Raw genomic sequence first — 19,043 nt, forward strand, 5'->3', positions numbered from 1 at the left:
AACAAAAGTAATGACTGATAAAGAATTAGACGATTTAGGAGATAAAATAGTTGGTGTTTTAAAAACAATATATGACCCAGAAATTCCTGTAGACATTTATGAATTAGGATTAATTTATGATGTATTTGTTTCTGAAGAAAACGATGCTAAAATATTAATGACATTAACATCACCTAACTGTCCAGTAGCAGAAAGCTTACCTGTTGATATTGAAGAAAAGGTAAAATCATTAAAAGAAATTAACGCTTGTGAAGTAGAAATTACTTTTGACCCTACTTGGACTCAAGAAATGATGAGCGAAGAGGCTAAATTAGAATTAGGAATGTTATAAAATGATTGAAGAAATTACAAACAGAGTTGCCAACAGTAAATTAATAACCGTTGACCTTGAAGATTATTACCCAAAAGGACAACGTATTGTTTTTGACATTAAAGATTGGTTGTATGAAGAGTTAATTCTTCGTGAAAAAGACTTTAGAGAACAGGTAAAAAATCACGATTGGTCTCAATATCAAAACAATTACGTTGCTTTAACTTGTTCATCAGATGCCATTATTCCATCTTGGGCATATTTATTATTAACCGCTCATTTATCGGAATTTGCTAACAAAATTGTTGTTGGTAATTTAGAATTATTAGAAACTGTTATTTATCAAGAAATAATTTTAAAGCTAGACACTACTGAATTTGCTAACAAACCAGTTATTATAAAAGGTTGCACCAACAAACCCATACCTGCATCTGCTTATACTTTTTTAATCAAAAAAATTCAGCCAATTGCCAAAACAATTATGTTTGGCGAAGCGTGCTCAACTGTTCCTTTATACAAAAAAACTAAATAACTCTCTTACCTCCTTTTCAATGAAAAAACTTCTGCTTTTATTGCTTACAGGTTGTTCTTTCATGGTTTTTTCTCAAGAAAAAACAAAAGACAGCATACCTAAAAGACTAAAAATAACTGGTAAATATACTTTTTTATTCAATCAATCTTCTTTTTCTAACTGGGCAGCTGGAGGTAACAATACTGTGGCAGGAAATATGGGACTTGAATATGATTTTAATTATAAAAAGAACAAGTGGAATTGGGACAATAAACTAATTACAAGTTATGGCTTAAGTCATATTGATGAAAAAGGTTTAAGGAAAACAGATGATAACTTTGAGTATAACTCCTTATTGGGGTTAAAAACATCTAAACTTTGGTTTGTTTCTTTTTTTACTAATTTTAAAACACAGTATAGTAGAGGTTATGAATATAAAGACAACATAAAAACACCTATATCTGACCTATTTTCTCCTGCTTATTGGAGTTTTGGCCCTGGTATGTTATGGAAAAAATCTGATAATCAAAGAATAAATATAGCGCCAGCAACTGCACGTTTTACTTTTGTTAGCTCAGAGTTTTCAGGTAAATATGGTGTACAAGAAGGGAAAAACACAAATTTCGGATTAGGATTCAATCTATCAGCTTATTTTAAACAAGAAATAATGAAAGACATTACCATGGAAAACATTATTGCTATTTATTCCGATTATTTAAGAAACCCTTTTAATATTGATGTTAATTATCAATTAAATTTAGTTGTTAAAATAAACAAATATATATCAACCAACCTTGGTTTTCATACTATTATTGATGATGATGCCTCTAGTAAGATACAATTTAAAGAAGTATTTGGAATTGGTGTAAATTATATTTTCCATCAAAAGTGACTTTTAAAAAATTATATTGTCTAAAGCCTAGATAAGGTGTAATTTTACACCCAAAAATAAAACTTATTATAATGAAAAAATTAGTAGCAATAGCTATTTTACTAGGTGCATTATCTATAAATGCTCAAGAAGAAACAGAGAAGAAAGAAGCTAAAGATGGTTGGAAAAGAGGTGGAAATATTTCTTTTCTATTTAACCAATCGGCTTTTAATAATTGGTTAGCTGGTGGTGCAAACAACATTTCAGGAACACTGGGTTTAAATTATGATTTTAACTACACCAAAGGAGATTGGACTTGGGATAATAAATTAATTGCTTCTTACGGATTAACAAAAATTAAAAAAGAAGCTGTTCAGAAAACAGATGATCGTTTAGAGCTAAACTCTTTATTAGGTAAAAGAGCTTCTGGGTATTGGTACTACTCAGCCTTTTTAAATTTCAAAACACAAATGTCATCAACTTATGTTGACAACGTACAAACATCTCATTTTTTCTCTCCTGCATACTTCCAATTTGGACCTGGTATGTTGTGGAAAAAATCTGATAATTTAAAAATAAACATTGCGCCTGCAACTTCTAAATTAATTTTAGTTGACGCTCACTTAACAGATTTAGGACCTGCTTTTGGTGTTAAACAAGGAGAAAGCTCAAGATATGAATTAGGTGCCGCAGTAAATGCTTATTATAAGTTAGATATAATGAAAAACATTTCAGTTGAAAATATTTTAAATCTTTACAGTAACTACCTTGAAGATGCTCAAAATATTGATCTTGACTACACTGTTAATGTTGTAATGAAAGTCAACAAATACATCTCAGCAAATCTTTCTATGCAAGCAATTTATGACGATAATGCATACCGCGGATTTCAAACAAAAGAAGTATTTGGTTTAGGAGTTAATTACGGTTTTTAACAACTTAACACTTATAAAAAAGAAAACCTCAAGGATATTTTCCCTTGAGGTTTTCTTTTTTGTTTATTTTAGCTAAAATTTTAAAAAGAATGACTTTATTAATAATTTACGCAACAGCATCTATCTTTTTTTCTTTTATCTGTTCGATATTAGAAGCCGTATTACTTAGTGTTACTCCAACCTTTGTAAACGTAAAAAAGAAAGAAGGTAAAACATTTGCAATACAATTAGAAGCTTTAAAAAAAGATGTAGACAAACCTTTAATTGCCATTCTTACATTAAACACGCTCGCACACACAGTTGGAGCTATTTTAGTAGGTACTGAAGCAAAAAAAATATTTAATGATGATGGTTATGGTGTTTTTATAGTTTCTGCAATTATGACTATTTTAATACTTGTTGCCTCTGAAATTATACCAAAAACAATTGGTGCTACTTACTGGAAACAACTTGCTAATTTTACAACCAAAGCCTTAAAAATAATGATCTTTCCATTAAGATGGACAGGGGTTTTATGGATACTACAATTAACCACAAAATTAATTGGCGGAAGAAGCGGACATGGTGAAAGTGTTTTAAGTAGGGAAGATTTTTCTGTTATGACAGATATTGCCGAGCAAGAAGGTGTGTTTCATGAAAATGAAAGTAATGTGATTAGAAACATGTTAAACTTTAAAGATGTTCAAATAAAAGATATCATGACACCTCGTACTGTTATTACAATTGCAAATGAAAACGACACTATTCAATCTTTTTTTGACAACAACAAGCAATTACACTTCTCAAGAATACCTGTGTTTTCAGAAAAAACAGATAACATAACTGGTTATTTTTTAAAAAATGAACTATTACTTGCCTTGATTGATAAGAAAGGAAATGAAGCCTTAAAATCAATTAAAAGAGAAATAATAATCGCAAATAGAGATTTATCTATTCCTGACTTATTTGACAAACTAATCAAACAACGTGAGCATTTGGCTTTAGTTGTTGATGAATATGGCTCAGTAAGTGGATTAGTAACACAAGAGGATGTAATTGAAACCTTATTAGGTTTTGAAATTATGGATGAAAGTGATAATGTTGCCGATTTACAAAGTTTAGCAAGGAATAATTGGAAAAAAAGAGCAAAAAACATAGATACTATTGATCATTCTAACGATTCTTAATTCTTAAATTTACATCATAAAAAAACCGAGCAAATGCTCGGTTTTTTTATGATGTAAATTAACTATAGAAATTAGTTATTTATTGTCCAAGAAACATAATATAATTGCCCTATTTGACCAGAACCAGGTGCTACAAAATATTCTTTTCCGAATAAGTTTGTTCCCCCAATTTTAAATTTAGATTTCATTGATGGTATGCGATAATTTAACTGTGCATCTATTACTGTTCTTGCAGACACATTACCTCTTACAAAGGTAGAAACCCATTTGTAATTATCTGACCATCTTGCATTAACATTAAAACCAAAATCTTTAAAAAGTTTATTGTTTCCAAACTGTAATTTTACTGCGTGCTTAGGCGTATTAAAGTTAGGCTCAAATTGACCATTATCTTTATCTTTCATAGAATAATCATTAAAGCTATAATTTACTCCAAAGTCAAAATTTTGAAATAATTTTGTATGTGCTCCTAAAGTAAACCCATATGATTCAATTAATGATTTACTATTGGTAATAATATTAAACTCATTTACAAAACCATTATTAAATGCTATATTAGCTTCTTCATCTAATACCAAAACACCATCCACAATTAAACCGTAAGCATTTTTTGATTCTAATAGTTCATCTGCTGTTAACTTTCTGTTTCCATAAGGATATACTTCACCTCCATTAGGCACAACTACATCTTGAGTAAATACAAAATTATCATGTTTACTATAATAAGCATTTACATCTAAATCAAAATTTGTTTTATTATTTAAACGAAACATACTTCTGTATCCTAGTTCAAATGTTTTTACAACCTCAGGCACAACTTCACCATAATTCGATTTTTGATAAGACTCTCCAGTGTATGAATCAACATCATAATACACCGTTTTTGTTAGTAATGAATTATTAATTATTTCACCACCTGTTAAAGTTCTATATGCACCAACATATTGTCCTGATGCTTCATCCCAAACATTATAAAAACTATTTGGTATATATATCCTATTTAAATTGTCTTTTACTGTACCCACACTAGTTTTAACAGCTGGGTTTAAAAACATATACTGTTCTTGTACAGTTGGGTTTCTAAATCCTGTTTGATAAGAAGCTCTTAAAACATGATTTTTTTCTTCTCCTAACGAGTAATTTAGAGCAATTCTTGGTGAAAAATTACCATCAAAATTATCTGCCTTATCATAACGAAGTGATCCAGTTACTTTTAATTTTTCATTAAATAGTTTCTTTTGAATTTGAGAATACATACCATACTCTTCAATTTCAATAGCTTGATAATAATCATTAAATAATGTTCCTTTAGATGCTGGGTTATACTCTCTAAATGATCCTCCGATTTGTATATCTGCCCAGTTATTTAATAACCTTTTAAAGTTATAATTTCCGTCTAAGTGTATATAACTACTTTTTTCATATAAAGCACTACCCCCTTCAGAGGTTAAAGTTGTAGTAATTTTATTAAATTCGGTATTGAAAGAACTTGTATTAGGCTGTAACCTATTTACGTCAGCCAAACGCCTTGCTTCTTCAATAGTTGTGTTATTAAGGTATCGTTGAGTTACATATTCATCTCTCCAGGCAGCACTATTTGTAGCACTTTCATTAAGCGCAATACCTGTTCTTGTTAAATCATATGAATCACCAGAATCATTACCTGTATAGTAAGCCCTTAAATAAAAGTCTTTACCTTTTACATTAAATTTATGTTGTTGCGTAAAGTACTTTCTTTGAGCAAATCTACTAGTTCCTTGAAAAAGGTTATCTCTTAATGAAAACCTAGAAGATAATTCAATTTCTAAACTTTCATCTTCAAACGGACGAAAATAAAGAGATCCAGAAAATCTTAAATTATTAGTTTTAAAATCATTTCTTAAAAGTTCACTTTCCTTGTATCCTGTTCTTCTCGAAAGTGTTCCCCATGGAATTTCCTCAATACTAGGGTCTATATTTTGTAATGCATTATTATACAATGATAAATCTCCAAAAATTTCGTCTCCGTAAGTATTTACTCCATCATAATTAATTGTTGAAGTTTTATTACCTAAAATTAATTTATTAGTATCAACTTCTTTATTACGTAAATCATTGGCATGCCATTCTTCTGCTTCATAATATGATAAGTTTACTTTTGCTGCAAAAGATTCGTTAAACTTATAAGCCATTCTTACTGCCACATCATAAAAAGGGTTATTACCGCCTTCATTTTGACTCATGTATCCGCTCTTAAACATCGTACTAATTCCTGTATAATTAAACGGGTTTTTAGTATTCATAAGCATTAAACCATTATAAGCATTAGCTCCATATAAAGCAGATGATGCTCCTGGTAAAATCTCAACACTTAGTATATCTAATTCTGAAACACCTGAAAAATTACCAGTACTAAAACTTAAAGCCTGAGCCGCAGTATCCATACCATCTATCATTTGTACAAAACGAGAGTTACTAAAATCAGAAAAACCACGGGTGTTTATAGATTTAAAACCATAACTACCTTCTCTTGATTGAACTCCTTTTAAATTAACCAACCCATCATAAAAAGATTTAGAAGATGTATTTTTAATATCTGTCATACCAAATCGCTCAATTGTAACTGGAGATTCTATAATCCTTTCAGGTACTCTAGAAGCAGAAATTACTATTTGATCTAGTAATACATTTTCTTTTAAAATAATATTAATTGATTTTTTTAGAGTTGTAATAACAAGTTGCTCTGTTTGATAACCAAAAGCAGATACTCTTAATGTAATTGGTAATTTTTTACTCGTTTTTAAGGTAAATTGACCTTCTACATTTGAAGAAACATGTTTACCATCAAAGGTAATATTAGCATTGTAAAAAGGCTCTAGGTATTCATCGTATACCAATCCTTTTATTTCTACTTGTGCGTATGACATTATACTGCACAATGTAAAAACAATTAGTGTTAATTGTTTATTGAACATTTTAAAAAAATTTAATATAAATAATTGTGAAGTTATTCCTCTAATGAGAAGTTTATAGGAAATCCATACTTTACTGAAGTACGTATTCCGTCTTTTTTTGCGGGTTTAAATCTTGGTAATTTTGAAACTACTCGTTGAGCTTCATTATTTAATATTTCGCCATTATCGGGACCTAAAGTTTTGATGTTTTTTACATATCCATTTTTATCAATAATGAATCTTACCCAAACTTCTCCTTCAGTATGCGATATAACAGCTTCTCCAGGATAACTAAAGTGTTTTGATATGTGTTTTACCATTTCTGTATTAAAGCAATCAGACCTTTCATTTCTTTTTGCTTTTTCACAGCTTTTAAATGTTGGTATTTTGTCTACCGCTGTAAATCTTAATGCTTTATCAACCTCTTCTTTAGATAATTTGTTTTTAAGGCTCTCTATATTCTTTTTTAAATTTACCTTTTTAGGTAAATTTACAACATTTAAGGTTGCTGTTTCTTTTTTCGCGGGTGAATTAGCTATTCCTGAAGTACTTAAACTATTCGTTGACGCTATAGTTCTTTTCTTTAACGCTCTTCTTCTAGCAGAAACATTCACTCTAATTTGACGAGATCTTTTATCTTTAGATTTTTTAATTGGAGTAATTGCACATTTGGTAATACTTATAGTATTTAAATCTGCTTCAGCAGCATCAGGTGACTCACAAACCTCTTGAGAAAAAACTGTCACCACACACATCAAGAATCCTAAAAACAATAACTTATTCATAATAAAGGGATAAAAAATAAAAATTAACCTATTTTTAAAGGCCGCAAATTTACAACAAAAACAACAAATAACCACTTAAAACAAAAAAAAAGAGACAAATACATGATTTATCTCTTTTTAACCTTATTTTACTATTAGTTTATAGTCCATGATATATAATACATTGAACCTATTAATCCTGATCCAGGTGCAACAACATATTCTTTTGTTGTTAAATTAGTACCTCCAACTTTAATTACCGATTTTAATGATGGTATTCTATAATTCATTTGTGCATCTAACACTGTTCTACTTTCAACATTACCACTTAAGAAAGCTGATTGCCATAAAAACTCATTTTGCCACCTTGCATTAATATTAAATCCAAAATTATTAAATAAATTATCGTTTCCAAACATTAACTTCACTTGGTGCTCTGGAGTATTGAATCCTGGCTGAAATTCTAAATCTTCTTCCTGATCAAAAACTAGCTTACTTAAAGTGTAATTTAATCCTAAATTAAATGCTTTAAAAACTTTAGTATTCAATCCTATTCCTATTCCATATGACTCTACATTTGCTGTTGTATTTGAATTTATCGCAAAACCTGTTGCATCAAAAGGTTTACCATCAGCGCCAATCATAATTGAATTACCATAATTGGGTACTAAAACATTTTTAGTTGCTACAAAATTATCATATTGATTATAATAACCATTTACATCTAACTCTAAAATATTAGTATCACTTAAATTTACAATACTTCTATAACCTAATTCATATGAAGATACTTTTTCAGGTTTTATAGGCGTAGGGTCTACACTAACAAAACCTCCTGCACCTAATACAAATGCTTTTTCAAAAACATCTGCTCCAGTAATCTCACTGGTTGTTCCATTACTATTTAAAACCTGAGCAGAAAAGCGATCTATATTTTCTTGAGATGTACCTATTAAAAAGCTATCAGGCCCTGATCTTAAACCTAAATATTGCTCAATGGTACTTGGGGTTCTAAAACCTGTTTGATACGAAATTCTTAATATTTTGTTCTCTTTAATTGAGTAATTTAATGCTATTCTTGGTGAAAAATCACCATCAAAATTTTTAGATTTATCATAACGAACAGATCCTGTAAATTTTAAACGATCGTTTAAAAACTTTTTTTGCACTTGAGAGTATACCCCATACATGCTGGTTTTGATAGGCGCTTCTTTATCAGTAAATAATGTTCCTTGAGAATCAATAATAAATTGACGATATGAACCTCCTATTTGAAACTCAGCCCATGTAATTAAATCTCTAAAATTATAGTTTGCATCTGCATGATAAAAACCTGTCTTATCTCTTATACCAGCACCACCTTTAGCTATTGGCGTATCTATAACCTCGTTTAATGCTTGCTCAAAAGCACTTGTTCCTGGCTGTAATCTATTTCTATCAGCATAAGCTCTTGCTGCTGTGTCACTCCCCGGTGCCACACCCAAAATAGCTCCTGAAAATGCTGCTCCATATTCTCCAAACCAGATATTACTTGGATTATATTTTTCATTTAAAGCTATACCTGCAAATCGTAAGTCATGTGTTTTATCTCCTCCATTATTACCTGTATAGTAACCTCGAACAAAATAGTTTTTTCCTAAAACCTCTAACTTATGTTGCTCTACATAAAAATCTTCTTGTGAAAAACGGTTTGATGCTTGATACAAATTATTTCCTTGTGAAAAGCGAGAGTTATAAACAATTTCTAATTTTTCATTACCCATCGGTCTATAATGTAATGACGCATCAAACTTTACTCCTTTTCCATCGTATTCATACAAATCTTTTTCAGCGTAACCTGTTCTACTAACTGTTCCAATACCTGGAAAAGTATAAGTAACTTCATCTCCATAAACATTTACCCCATCATAATCTGGAGTATCTATTCTATTTCCACTTTTTACAACACCTCCAACACCTGTTGTATTTGAATCATCTTCTGCGTGCCATTCTTCAGCCTTATAAGACACTAAATTAACTTTTGCAGCAAAATAGTTACTAAACTTATGAGCCATTCTAACTCCTACATCATAAAACTGATTATTTCCTGAAGCTTTTTGGCTAATAACACCACTTTTAAAATATGCACTTATTCCATCATATTTAAAAGGATTCTTACTCCTCATCAATAAGATACCATTAAAAGCATTTGCTCCATACAAAGCTGACGAAGCTCCTGGCAATATTTCAACATCTCTAACATCCAATTCAGATAGACCGACAACGTTACCCGCAGAAAAATTTAATGCAGGGATTGACGTTTCTACACCATCTACCAACTGAACAAATCTTGTATTATCAAAAGTAGAAAAACCTCTAGAGTTTACCGATTTAAACCCATAACTAGCTTCACGTGATGAAATTCCTTTTAAGTTTGTAACTCCATCATAAAACGACACCGAAGTATTTCTTTTTATATCGGAAATCCCCATTCTTTCAATAGTTACTGGTGATTCAATAACACGCTCAGGGGATCTAGACGCTGAAATTACAACTTCATCCAAGCTTGTATTTTCTTTTAATATAATATTTATTTCTTGATCGAGGGATATTACCTCTACAACTTCTGTTTGATACCCAAATGCTGAAACCTGAATAGAAAACGGTAGCTCTGATTTTAAAGTCAAAGTAAAATTCCCATCAACACCTGAAATTGTTTTACCTTGTAATGAATTAATTAACGCATTAGGGAAGGGTTCTAAATATTCGTCATAAACTTTTCCTGATATTGTAACTTGAGCTGACAACAAGAAACTATAAGTCACAAAAAAACCTAAAAGTAGTTTTTTAAGCATAGTATTTAATTTAAGTTGATTTAATTTTAATATTACTCTTCTAAAGCAAAAGAAATAGGAAAACCATATTTCACTGAAATTCGTCCTCCGTCTTTTTTTGCAGGTATAAATTGAGGTAATTTAGAAACCACTCTAACAGCTTCTTGATTTAAAATCTGTCCATTTTTTGGTCCTAAAGTTTTTATATTCTTTACTTCTCCATTTTTATCAATAATAAAGCGAACCCAAACCTCTCCCTGAATAGATTCTTTAATTGCATCACTTGGGTATCTAAAATGTTTGGATATATGAGTTACCATCTCTTGATTAAAGCAATCAATTCGCTCACCTTTTTTGGCTTTTTTACATGAATTAAATAATGGTATCTTATCAACTGTACTAAATTTTGATGCTTTTCTCAGCTCTTCAGCAGATAATTTATTTTTAATATCCTTTATATTATTTTTTAACGAAATCGATTTCGTTATTTCCGAAGATTGTACGGTATTTTCTATAGAAGCCACTCCTAAATCACTAAACCCTGCTGTTTTTTGTTTTTTTACAGCTTCCCTCTTCTTCAAATAGCGCCTATTTGCAGAAACCTTTACTGTAATTTGTCTTGATTTTTTATTATTTTTATTTTTTGATTCTTTTATAGTACACTTAGTCACACTAATACTATTTAAATCTAACTCTGCTTCTTCTGGTGACTCACAAACTTCTTGTGACATAATGCTGACAGAAAAAGAACACATTAATAACAATAAGATTTTTTTCATAAAAAACGGGATATTACTCTATTAATAAACTATCTACAGAATAACAATTACCTAAGATAGTCTGCAAAGATATTGCTTTATTTATTAAATAATTGAATACAACAACAAAAATAGGAAAAACCCTGTCAAATTAAACATCTATTCCAACGTAAAACTCATAGGAAATGAATATAGAACTTTGACCTTAATTCCTTTTTCTTCTCCTGGTAAAAATTTAGGAAGTAACAAGACAATTCTTTTTGCTTCGTTTTTTAAAAGAACACTTTCACTCGTACCGGTTACTTTTACGCTTGTTACAGTTCCTTTTTCGTTGATAATAAAACTCACTTTTAAATCACCTTGAATTCCTTTCTGCAAAGCTTTTTCAGGGTACCTAAAACTATTTACAATGTGGTTTTGCATTTCTTTATTAAAACAAGCTGTTTCATCTAACTCATTGTCACTACAGGAAATAAATAATGGTATTTTTTCAACAGAATCAAAAGAAATACTTTTATTTGATGCGTTTTTTAGCACTGACAACAGCTGAGTATCTAATTTACTGTCCGTTTTAAAAGTTGAAATATTATTTGTTTTTAGACTACTACTTAAAGAAATTGCTTCATTTAAATAAACTCGTTTTTTTAAATATCTTCTTCTAGATACAACAGCAGTATTTTTGTAGGCTCTTCCTGTTTCTACTTCACACTTACTAATAGTATTTACATCTATCAAAACCTTATCTTTTGACTCACAGATTTCTTGTGAATACATTTGTTGCATCCAAAAAAAAGTGACTATAATTATCGCTAGCTTTTTCATTACATTTCTATTTTACATTAAATCAAGACTCTAATAGTTAAAACTATTCTAGCTCTCTTTAAAAATCATAAAAAAATAATTGAACCTATTTAAACTTCTGGTAATTAAGTTTTCTTTTGGTAATTTAAACCGTGAAGTGTTATTTTTTTTCATTTTTAGGGGGAATAAAATGTATAAAATATTGTTTTTCTTACACTTAACTTTTTAATTAAGCGTTATTAAAAATAATAAAAAATCTTATAAACACAAAGAATTTATAAGATTTTTTATTATTTAGGTTACCAATCAATTAAAATCACTCATAATTTTGATACAAAAAATCATTGTATGGAAAGCGCTGAATGTGTATTTTCTTTACTTCTTCATACACTTTTTCTTTAAAATTCTCTAAGTTATCTTTATTTAAAGCTGATATAAAAAGGCTCTCTTTACCTAAATCATTTATCCATGTTTTTTTCCAATCGTCAAGTGTATAATGAATTTTTGATTTTTCAGTTATCATATCATCTTCAGCAATTGTTTCATGTGTATAAGCATCTATTTTATTAAATACCATTACCACAGGTTTGTTTGCACTACCAATTTCATCTAAAATTTTATTAACCGATGCAATATGATCTTCAAAATTAGGATGACAAATATCAACCACGTGCAACAATAAGTCAGACTCACGCACTTCGTCTAAAGTAGATTTAAATGACTCTACTAATTGAGTTGGTAATTTTCTAATAAAACCAACGGTATCTGTCATTAAAAAAGGTATATTTTTTATAACTACTTTTCGTACAGTGGTATCTAAAGTCGCAAACAGTTTGTTTTCAGCAAATACATCACTTTTACTGATAACATTCATTAATGTAGATTTACCTACATTCGTATACCCTACTAATGAAACACGAACCATTCTTCCTCTATTTTTTCTTTGCACTGCCATTTGCTTATCAATAGTAATAAGTTTTTTCTTAAGCAATGTGATTTTATCTCTAATAATACGTCGATCTGTTTCGATCTCGGTTTCACCAGGACCTCGCATACCAATACCTCCTTTTTGCTTATCTAGGTGAGTCCACATCCTTGTTAAACGAGGTAATAAATATTGATATTGCGCTAATTCTACTTGCGCTTTTGCTGAACTTGTTTGCGCTCTACTTGCAAAGATATCGAGAATTAAATTTGTTCTATCTAAAATCTTACAGTCTAAATAATTTTCAATATTTCTGATTTGAGCTGGAGTCAATTCGTCATCAAAAATTGCAGTACCAATATTATGTGTTTCTATATACGCTTTTACTTCCTCTAACTTACCTGTACCTAAAAAAGTTTTTGGGTTTGGTTTTTCTAATTTCTGAACAAAACGTTTTACTGTTATTCCTCCTGCAGTTGAAGTTAAAAATTCTAATTCATCTAAAAATTCTTCAGATTGTTTTTCATCTTGATGCTGGGTTATAATACCTATTAAAACCGCCTTTTCTGATATCGCTTCTCTTGTTTCTAACATAGAATGCAAAAATACAAATTTATCAACTTATGAAATCTAAATTATTTCTGTTACTTTCTTTTTTAACTTTGGGGGTATTTCTTTTCGATCCAAGGATTTTTTTTCAATCAAAATCTATTTTCTTGGTGATGGGTGTGGCAATACAAAATATGTAGGTAAATATTCTTTATGAGTACTAATCGTTGCTATTAAGGTTTTTCTTTCAGGCAATACTTTTGTGCGTATGCCCCTATTAAAATAATTATTTTTACATTGGTTGTTTTATTCATCAACAGGTTATGCCATTGCGGAGCACATTCTTTCATTTGCGGTAAATCTCCTGATTTGCCTTTTCCTTGATAACAGAAACCCATAGGGATAATACCAAAATTATTAGTATCATAAAACTGACCAACTGTAACTCCTAACCATTTTCTTAATTTTTTTCCACTAGCATCATCCCATGGAATTCAAGATTGATGAACCTTTAACCCTGGCGCTTGACCAATAATTATAATTCTTGATGTTTTATTTACAAGTACAATAGGTTTTGGATCAATACAATATTTACATATTTTACATTCCTTTATTTTTGCTGATAAATTATTCATAGCAAAAAAATTAAAAAAGCATAAAAAAACACTCATTTTCCCTAAAATGAGTGTTTTTCTTCAAAACTTATGTTAAATTAATGATTTATAGCATAGCCAGCAGCTTTACCAAACTCAGCTAATTGCTCAAAAATGTTTTTAAAAAAGTCTTGAATCCCCTTAAATAATTGATTTTTCATAATTAAAAGTTATTAATTAATATTCCCTTATCACAAATATACAAAAACACAACCATCTAAAAAACAGGATAATAACTGTTTTATATAATTAGCTTTTAAAGATGTATAACTGGTATTTATCTTTATTGTAAACAACCAGTATACTCAAGAAACTAAACTTAGGTAACTTTTATTAAGTAAACTTAATGAAAAATCCTACTTTATATAAGTAGGATTTTTTTTGTTATTCGAAAAAGTGGTTTTTTAACTTGTTATAAAACTTTCACAAAATCATCAAAAGCGACATAATAAGGTTGATCTTTAAAAACAGGTGAACCAACACTTTGAGAATTAGCAATACCGATTCCTGCAAACCATATTTTAGCATGTTGTTTTTTTGCATGCTCTTTAAATGTTTCCATCCACAATACATCGTATTCTTGTGGTGTTTGAATATTATTTGTCGTTTTTACTAAAACAAAAATGGTAGGCTCTCCTTTTTTAAACAATACAAACTGGGGATGTTTTTTAAGTTCACTATTTATAGCAACAAATTCGTATCCCATTTCTTGTAGTTTTTTTCCTACAATATTCATTCCTAAATTATGCAGTTCTTGTTTGGTAAGTGCTTGCATTATTTTTTCTTGTTTCGCATATTATAATTCTTATCTCCTCTTGTTTTTGGCTTTTTGTATTTTTTAGCAATTTCTCTACGATATGAACCTCCTTGGTTGGTTTTTTGGTTTTTTTCTTTCTTTTCATGGAAAGCTGGACCTGGAACATACTCTTGAGATGTTCTGTTTTTATTAACCTCTCTTTCTTCCTTCGGACGTTCTTCTTCTGTTAATTGCTTTGATATTTCAACTTGCTCAGGAATTTCTAACTTAGGAATCTCATAATTCATTAACTCCTCTATTCGTTGTTTTGCTTCTTGTTCTTTTTCAGTAGCAAATAAAATTGTTTTTCCTTCATGCTCTGCACGACCTGTACGACCAATTCTGTGCATGTAATTTTCAGGAAAATGTGGCGTATTAAAGTTAATTACGTGTGTAACTTCCTCTAAATCTAATCCACGTGCAATAACATCTGTAGCTATTAAAATTCTCTTTTCTCCTTTATTAAATTGTTCGATAGATCGCAATCGATAATTTTGTGTTTTATTCGAGTGAATTACACATGACTGTGATGGAAACTCTTCTTTTACACATTCAAATAATCTGTCTGCATTTCTTTTGTTATGTGCAAAAATCAATACTTTGCTGTATTCTTTTTTATCAAATAATAATTCATTTAATAAATTAACTTTGGTATAAAAATTAGGCACATCATAACTTATTTGTTTGATGTTATCTAACGGCGTACCACTAACTGCAATAAATATTTTTTTAGGCGCTGTAAAAAAATCATCAATCAAAGCTTCTACATCCTCTGTCATTGTTGCTGAAAACATGATGTTTTGACGTCGTTCAGGTAATAAATCAAAAATATTTAATAATTGAAATCTAAATCCTAAATCTAACATTACATCAACTTCATCAATCACCAACTTTTGAATTGACTTCATTTTTAAAACATTACTCAACGCTAAGTCATATAAACGTCCTGGTGTAGCTACAATAATATCTGCTCCTTGAGCCACCGCTTGTTTATGCCTATTTAAAGGAATTCCTCCAAACACACCAACGGTACGTAGTGTCATAAATTCTGACAACTTTTCAATTTCACTAACCACCTGCACTACTAACTCACGCGTTGGCACCAATACCAATACTCGTGGATGTATTTGTTTTGAAAATTTTAAATCTCTTAATATCGGTAACATGTACGCAAATGTTTTACCGGTACCTGTTTGTGCAATACCTACTACATCCTTACCAGATCTTATAATCGGAAAGGCTTCTTCTTGAATTGGTGTTGGGTTTACGAAACCTAATTCTTCAATTGAATTTCGTAGCGGATTTGATAAATCTAAATCTTGAAAAGTAATCATTTACAGTAATTTGCCGCAAAGGTACGCTTTATAACTTCAAATACCATAAGTATGTTACTTTGTAAAAAACAAACTAAAATTATACGAAAACAAAAAACCGACACATTGCTGTATCGGTTTTAACTATATTATAAAATAATCTATTTTTTATTGAAAAGATTACTTTGTCATATTTACTCGTAATGACATTGAGTTTTTATCCTCCAAAATCATCAAAACGGATGTTTTCGTCGTCAAGACCAAAATCTTCACCCATTTTTTGTACTGCTTGGTTCATTAATGGTGGTCCACAGAAATATAATTCTAAATCTTCTGGTGAATCATGTTTAGATAAGTATTGATCTATTACTACTTGGTGAATAAATCCTACAAATCCGTCTCCAGCTTCATCATTAATATCAGTTTTAACTTTCCAGTTATCTTGTTCCATTGGTTCTGATAATGCCAAGAAGAATTTAAAGTTTGGAAAATCTTTTTCTAATGCTCTAAAGTAGTGAATATAAAACAATTCTGCTTTAGAACGACCTCCGTACCAGTACGTTACTTTTCTACCAGTTTTTAACGTTTTAAATAAGTGATAAATGTGTGAACGCATTGGTGCCATACCTGCTCCACCACCTACGTATAACATTTCAGCTTCTGATTCATTTATAAAAAACTCTCCATAAGGACCTGAAATTGTTACTTTATCTCCTGGCTTTTGATTGAAAATGTATGAAGAGGCAACACCTGGATTTACATCCATCCATCCGCCTTTGGCGCGATCAAAAGGTGGCGTTGCAACACGAACATTTAACATGATCTCTCTTCCTTCTGCAGGGTAAGAAGCCATAGAGTATGCACGCTCTACTGTTTCAGTATTTTTCATTACTAATGGCCTAAGGTTAAACTTATCCCAATCAGCCTCAAACTTATCAGGCTCACCTGGGTGATCCTGTGGATGTGCTGTAATATCCATCTCTGAATATTTTATTTCACAGTTTGGAATTTCAATTTGAATATATCCACCTGCTTTATAATTCATTTCTTCAGGAATTTCAACTACAAATTCCTTAATAAATGTTGCTACATTATAGTTACGTACAACGGTAGCTTCCCATTTTTTTATTCCAAAAATTTCTTCTGGAATAGAAATATCCATGTCTTGTTTTACTTTTACCTGACAAGATAAACGTACTCCACTAGCTAATTGTTTACGTGTAAAGTGTGGTGTTTCTGTTGGTAAGGCTTCACCTCCACCAGCATTTACGTGACATTCACATTGCACACAAGATCCACCACCACCACATGCTGATGGTAAGAATATTTTCTCGTTACCTAAGGTTGATAACAACGTACCACCTGAAGCTACTTCGATTGTTTTATCGCCATTAATTGTAATTTTTACTGGCCCAGATGGAGCCAGTTTTTGTTTTACAAATAATAGCAATCCTACTAAAACTAATACAATTGCTAAAAAAGATATAACTGTTACAGCTATTGTACCTCCTGTACTTACTTCTAAAAATATCATTATTCTATAATTTTTTTAGTATTATCAGCTAATTTTTCAGCTTGCTGTTTTGCTTCTTCTTTCTTTTCTATTTTGATTGCTGCTTTAGGAGCTTCTTCTTTCTTTGCTTCATCATCACCTCCTGTTAACATACCTCCGAAACTCATAAACCCTATTGCCATTAACCCAGTAATAATAAACGTTATTCCTAACCCTCTTAATGCTGGTGGCACAGATGAATATCTGATTTTTTCACGAATTGCAGCAATAGCTACAATTGCTAAAAACCATCCAATACCCGAACCAATACCATAAGTTAATGATAAACCTAAAGTTGGTATTTCACGAGATTGCATAAATAAAGACCCTCCTAAAATTGCACAGTTTACGGCAATTAGTGGTAAGAAAATACCTAAAGAGTTATATAATGCTGGTGCAAACTTCTCAACAATAATTTCTACCAATTGTACCATAGTTGCAATAGTTGCAATGAACATGATAAATGATAAGAAACTTAAATCGTAATCTGCATATTCTGCTCCTAACCAAGATAATGCTCCTGGTTGTAATAAATATTGGTCTAACAACCAGTTAATAGGTACTGTTACTGCTAATACAAAGATTACAGCAGCTCCTAAACCTACAGCTGTTGTTACTTTTTTAGATACTGCAAGGTAAGAACACATCCCTAAAAAAGTGGCAAATACCATGTTATCAATAAATATCGACTTGAAAAATAATTCTAAATGTTCCATTTTTCTATATTTTAATGAATCCTAACTAGGTTAGTCTTCGATTAATGCTTTGTTTCTACTACGCTGTACCCAAATAATAATACCTACAACAATTAATGCCATTGGCGATAATAACATGAATCCGTTATTCTCATATCCTAAAGCATATAATCCTGTTTGTTCTATTGGATCTCCTAATACTTTAAATCCTAATAAAGTACCAGAACCTAACAACTCTCTAAAGAAACCTACCGCAATTAAAATTACTGCATATCCTAAAGCATTTCCAATTCCGTCTAAGAAAGATCTCCATGGTCCATTACCTAAAGCAAAAGCTTCAAAACGTCCCATAATAATACAGTTGGTAATAATTAACCCGACAAATACCGAAAGTGTTTTACTTAACTCGTAAGCAAATGCTTTTAATACTAAATCAACAATAATTACTAAAGCGGCAACTACGATTAACTGTACAATAATTCTAATTTTTGATGGAATGATGTTTCTCATTAATGAGATTACCACATTACCTACCCCTAATACAAATAATACTGAAATAGACATTACAATAGATGCTTTTAACTCAGCTGTAATTGCTAAGGCAGAACAAATACCTAATACTTGTATTGTAATTGGGTTATTATCCGCTAACGGATCCGTAATTAATCCTACGTCTTTTTTTGATAAAAGTCCCATAA

The 19,043-nt window shown here is 30.4% G+C and carries 18 protein-coding genes; 5 read left to right on the top strand and 13 right to left on the bottom strand.

Annotation, left to right across the window (positions count from 1 at the left end):
* Positions 1–10 precede the first annotated feature (10 nt).
* The 5 genes from BA195_RS00995 to BA195_RS01015 all read left to right on the top strand — a co-directional run bounded on the left by BA195_RS00995 (position 11) and on the right by BA195_RS01015 (position 3,793).
* Positions 11–331 (top strand): DUF59 domain-containing protein, encoded by a 321-nt coding sequence (locus tag BA195_RS00995; protein ID WP_068701533.1) that lies wholly within the window; start codon positions 11–13, stop codon positions 329–331.
* 1 nt (position 332) lies between these two features.
* Positions 333–842 carry a DUF2480 family protein gene (locus BA195_RS01000; protein WP_068701535.1) on the top strand — a complete coding sequence of 170 codons (510 nt, stop codon included), beginning with the start codon at positions 333–335 and terminating at the stop codon, positions 840–842.
* 19 nt (positions 843–861) lie between these two features.
* Positions 862–1,713 (top strand): DUF3078 domain-containing protein, encoded by an 852-nt coding sequence (locus BA195_RS01005; protein WP_068701537.1) that lies wholly within the window; start codon positions 862–864, stop codon positions 1,711–1,713.
* 71 nt (positions 1,714–1,784) lie between these two features.
* A complete protein-coding gene (locus tag BA195_RS01010; protein ID WP_068701539.1) occupies positions 1,785–2,627 on the top strand; it encodes a DUF3078 domain-containing protein in 843 nt (280 codons plus the stop codon).
* A gap of 89 nt (positions 2,628–2,716) precedes the next feature.
* Positions 2,717–3,793: a CNNM domain-containing protein gene (locus BA195_RS01015; RefSeq protein ID WP_068701541.1), complete on the top strand. Its 1,077-nt coding sequence runs from the start codon at positions 2,717–2,719 to the stop codon at positions 3,791–3,793.
* A 71-nt stretch (positions 3,794–3,864) separates the two neighbouring features.
* Here BA195_RS01015 and BA195_RS01020 read toward each other — a convergent pair whose 3' ends face one another.
* The 13 genes from BA195_RS01020 to BA195_RS01075 all read right to left on the bottom strand — a co-directional run bounded on the left by BA195_RS01020 (position 3,865) and on the right by BA195_RS01075 (position 19,041).
* Entirely contained in the window at positions 3,865–6,699 is a 2,835-nt protein-coding gene (locus tag BA195_RS01020) for a TonB-dependent receptor (protein WP_176714933.1), read from the bottom strand.
* A gap of 80 nt (positions 6,700–6,779) precedes the next feature.
* On the bottom strand, positions 6,780–7,511 hold the full coding sequence (locus BA195_RS01025; RefSeq protein ID WP_084442987.1) for an energy transducer TonB: 732 nt from the start codon (positions 7,509–7,511) through the stop codon (positions 6,780–6,782).
* Between the two features lie 134 nt (positions 7,512–7,645).
* Positions 7,646–10,324: a TonB-dependent receptor gene (locus BA195_RS01030; RefSeq protein ID WP_068701547.1), complete on the bottom strand. Its 2,679-nt coding sequence runs from the start codon at positions 10,322–10,324 to the stop codon at positions 7,646–7,648.
* A gap of 32 nt (positions 10,325–10,356) precedes the next feature.
* On the bottom strand, positions 10,357–11,082 hold the full coding sequence (locus BA195_RS01035; protein ID WP_084442989.1) for an energy transducer TonB: 726 nt from the start codon (positions 11,080–11,082) through the stop codon (positions 10,357–10,359).
* A gap of 138 nt (positions 11,083–11,220) precedes the next feature.
* Positions 11,221–11,883, bottom strand: a complete 663-nt coding sequence (locus BA195_RS01040) for an energy transducer TonB (RefSeq protein ID WP_084442990.1) — start codon at positions 11,881–11,883, stop codon at positions 11,221–11,223.
* Between the two features lie 295 nt (positions 11,884–12,178).
* Positions 12,179–13,381 (bottom strand): GTPase HflX, encoded by a 1,203-nt coding sequence (gene hflX, locus BA195_RS01045; protein WP_068701553.1) that lies wholly within the window; start codon positions 13,379–13,381, stop codon positions 12,179–12,181.
* 188 nt (positions 13,382–13,569) lie between these two features.
* Entirely contained in the window at positions 13,570–13,830 is a 261-nt protein-coding gene (locus BA195_RS14600) for a uracil-DNA glycosylase family protein (RefSeq protein ID WP_338116841.1), read from the bottom strand.
* Complete coding sequence (locus BA195_RS14515) at positions 13,831–13,971, bottom strand: hypothetical protein (protein WP_245662304.1); 141 nt, start codon at positions 13,969–13,971, stop codon at positions 13,831–13,833. It abuts the gene before it with no gap.
* A 430-nt stretch (positions 13,972–14,401) separates the two neighbouring features.
* On the bottom strand, positions 14,402–14,764 hold the full coding sequence (locus BA195_RS01055) for a Na(+)-translocating NADH-quinone reductase subunit F (protein ID WP_068701555.1): 363 nt from the start codon (positions 14,762–14,764) through the stop codon (positions 14,402–14,404).
* Positions 14,764–16,116 carry a DEAD/DEAH box helicase gene (locus BA195_RS01060; RefSeq protein ID WP_068703866.1) on the bottom strand — a complete coding sequence of 451 codons (1,353 nt, stop codon included), beginning with the start codon at positions 16,114–16,116 and terminating at the stop codon, positions 14,764–14,766. The genes BA195_RS01055 and BA195_RS01060 overlap by 1 nt, the downstream gene beginning before the upstream one ends.
* A gap of 199 nt (positions 16,117–16,315) precedes the next feature.
* On the bottom strand, positions 16,316–17,632 hold the full coding sequence (nqrF, locus tag BA195_RS01065) for an NADH:ubiquinone reductase (Na(+)-transporting) subunit F (protein WP_068701557.1): 1,317 nt from the start codon (positions 17,630–17,632) through the stop codon (positions 16,316–16,318).
* Positions 17,632–18,366, bottom strand: a complete 735-nt coding sequence (gene nqrE, locus BA195_RS01070; RefSeq protein ID WP_084442992.1) for an NADH:ubiquinone reductase (Na(+)-transporting) subunit E — start codon at positions 18,364–18,366, stop codon at positions 17,632–17,634. Before nqrE ends, nqrF begins: the two co-directional genes overlap by 1 nt.
* A gap of 30 nt (positions 18,367–18,396) precedes the next feature.
* Positions 18,397–19,041: an NADH:ubiquinone reductase (Na(+)-transporting) subunit D gene (locus BA195_RS01075; protein ID WP_068701561.1), complete on the bottom strand. Its 645-nt coding sequence runs from the start codon at positions 19,039–19,041 to the stop codon at positions 18,397–18,399.
* Positions 19,042–19,043 lie beyond the last annotated feature (2 nt).

Origin of the sequence: Tenacibaculum soleae (genome assembly GCF_001693415.1) — a bacterium.
In the GTDB taxonomy this organism is placed as follows: domain Bacteria; phylum Bacteroidota; class Bacteroidia; order Flavobacteriales; family Flavobacteriaceae; genus Polaribacter; species Polaribacter soleae.

Excerpts from the sequence above, each read along its gene's own strand:
- BA195_RS00995 (WP_068701533.1), top strand. The coding sequence starts at position 11 with ATGACTGATAAAGAATTAGACGATTTAGGAGATAAAATAGTTGGTGTT.
- BA195_RS01000 (WP_068701535.1), top strand. The coding sequence starts at position 333 with ATGATTGAAGAAATTACAAACAGAGTTGCCAACAGTAAATTAATAACC.
- BA195_RS01005 (WP_068701537.1), top strand. The coding sequence starts at position 862 with ATGAAAAAACTTCTGCTTTTATTGCTTACAGGTTGTTCTTTCATGGTT.
- BA195_RS01010 (WP_068701539.1), top strand. The coding sequence starts at position 1,785 with ATGAAAAAATTAGTAGCAATAGCTATTTTACTAGGTGCATTATCTATA.
- BA195_RS01015 (WP_068701541.1), top strand. The coding sequence starts at position 2,717 with ATGACTTTATTAATAATTTACGCAACAGCATCTATCTTTTTTTCTTTT.
- BA195_RS01020 (WP_176714933.1), bottom strand. The coding sequence starts at position 6,699 with ATGTCATACGCACAAGTAGAAATAAAAGGATTGGTATACGATGAATAC.
- BA195_RS01025 (WP_084442987.1), bottom strand. The coding sequence starts at position 7,511 with ATGAATAAGTTATTGTTTTTAGGATTCTTGATGTGTGTGGTGACAGTT.
- BA195_RS01030 (WP_068701547.1), bottom strand. The coding sequence starts at position 10,324 with ATGCTTAAAAAACTACTTTTAGGTTTTTTTGTGACTTATAGTTTCTTG.
- BA195_RS01035 (WP_084442989.1), bottom strand. The coding sequence starts at position 11,082 with ATGAAAAAAATCTTATTGTTATTAATGTGTTCTTTTTCTGTCAGCATT.
- BA195_RS01040 (WP_084442990.1), bottom strand. The coding sequence starts at position 11,883 with ATGAAAAAGCTAGCGATAATTATAGTCACTTTTTTTTGGATGCAACAA.
- hflX (WP_068701553.1), bottom strand. The coding sequence starts at position 13,381 with ATGTTAGAAACAAGAGAAGCGATATCAGAAAAGGCGGTTTTAATAGGT.
- BA195_RS14515 (WP_245662304.1), bottom strand. The coding sequence starts at position 13,971 with ATGAATAATTTATCAGCAAAAATAAAGGAATGTAAAATATGTAAATAT.
- BA195_RS01055 (WP_068701555.1), bottom strand. The coding sequence starts at position 14,764 with ATGCAAGCACTTACCAAACAAGAACTGCATAATTTAGGAATGAATATT.
- nqrF (WP_068701557.1), bottom strand. The coding sequence starts at position 17,632 with ATGATATTTTTAGAAGTAAGTACAGGAGGTACAATAGCTGTAACAGTT.
- nqrE (WP_084442992.1), bottom strand. The coding sequence starts at position 18,366 with ATGGAACATTTAGAATTATTTTTCAAGTCGATATTTATTGATAACATG.
- BA195_RS01075 (WP_068701561.1), bottom strand. The coding sequence starts at position 19,041 with ATGGGACTTTTATCAAAAAAAGACGTAGGATTAATTACGGATCCGTTA.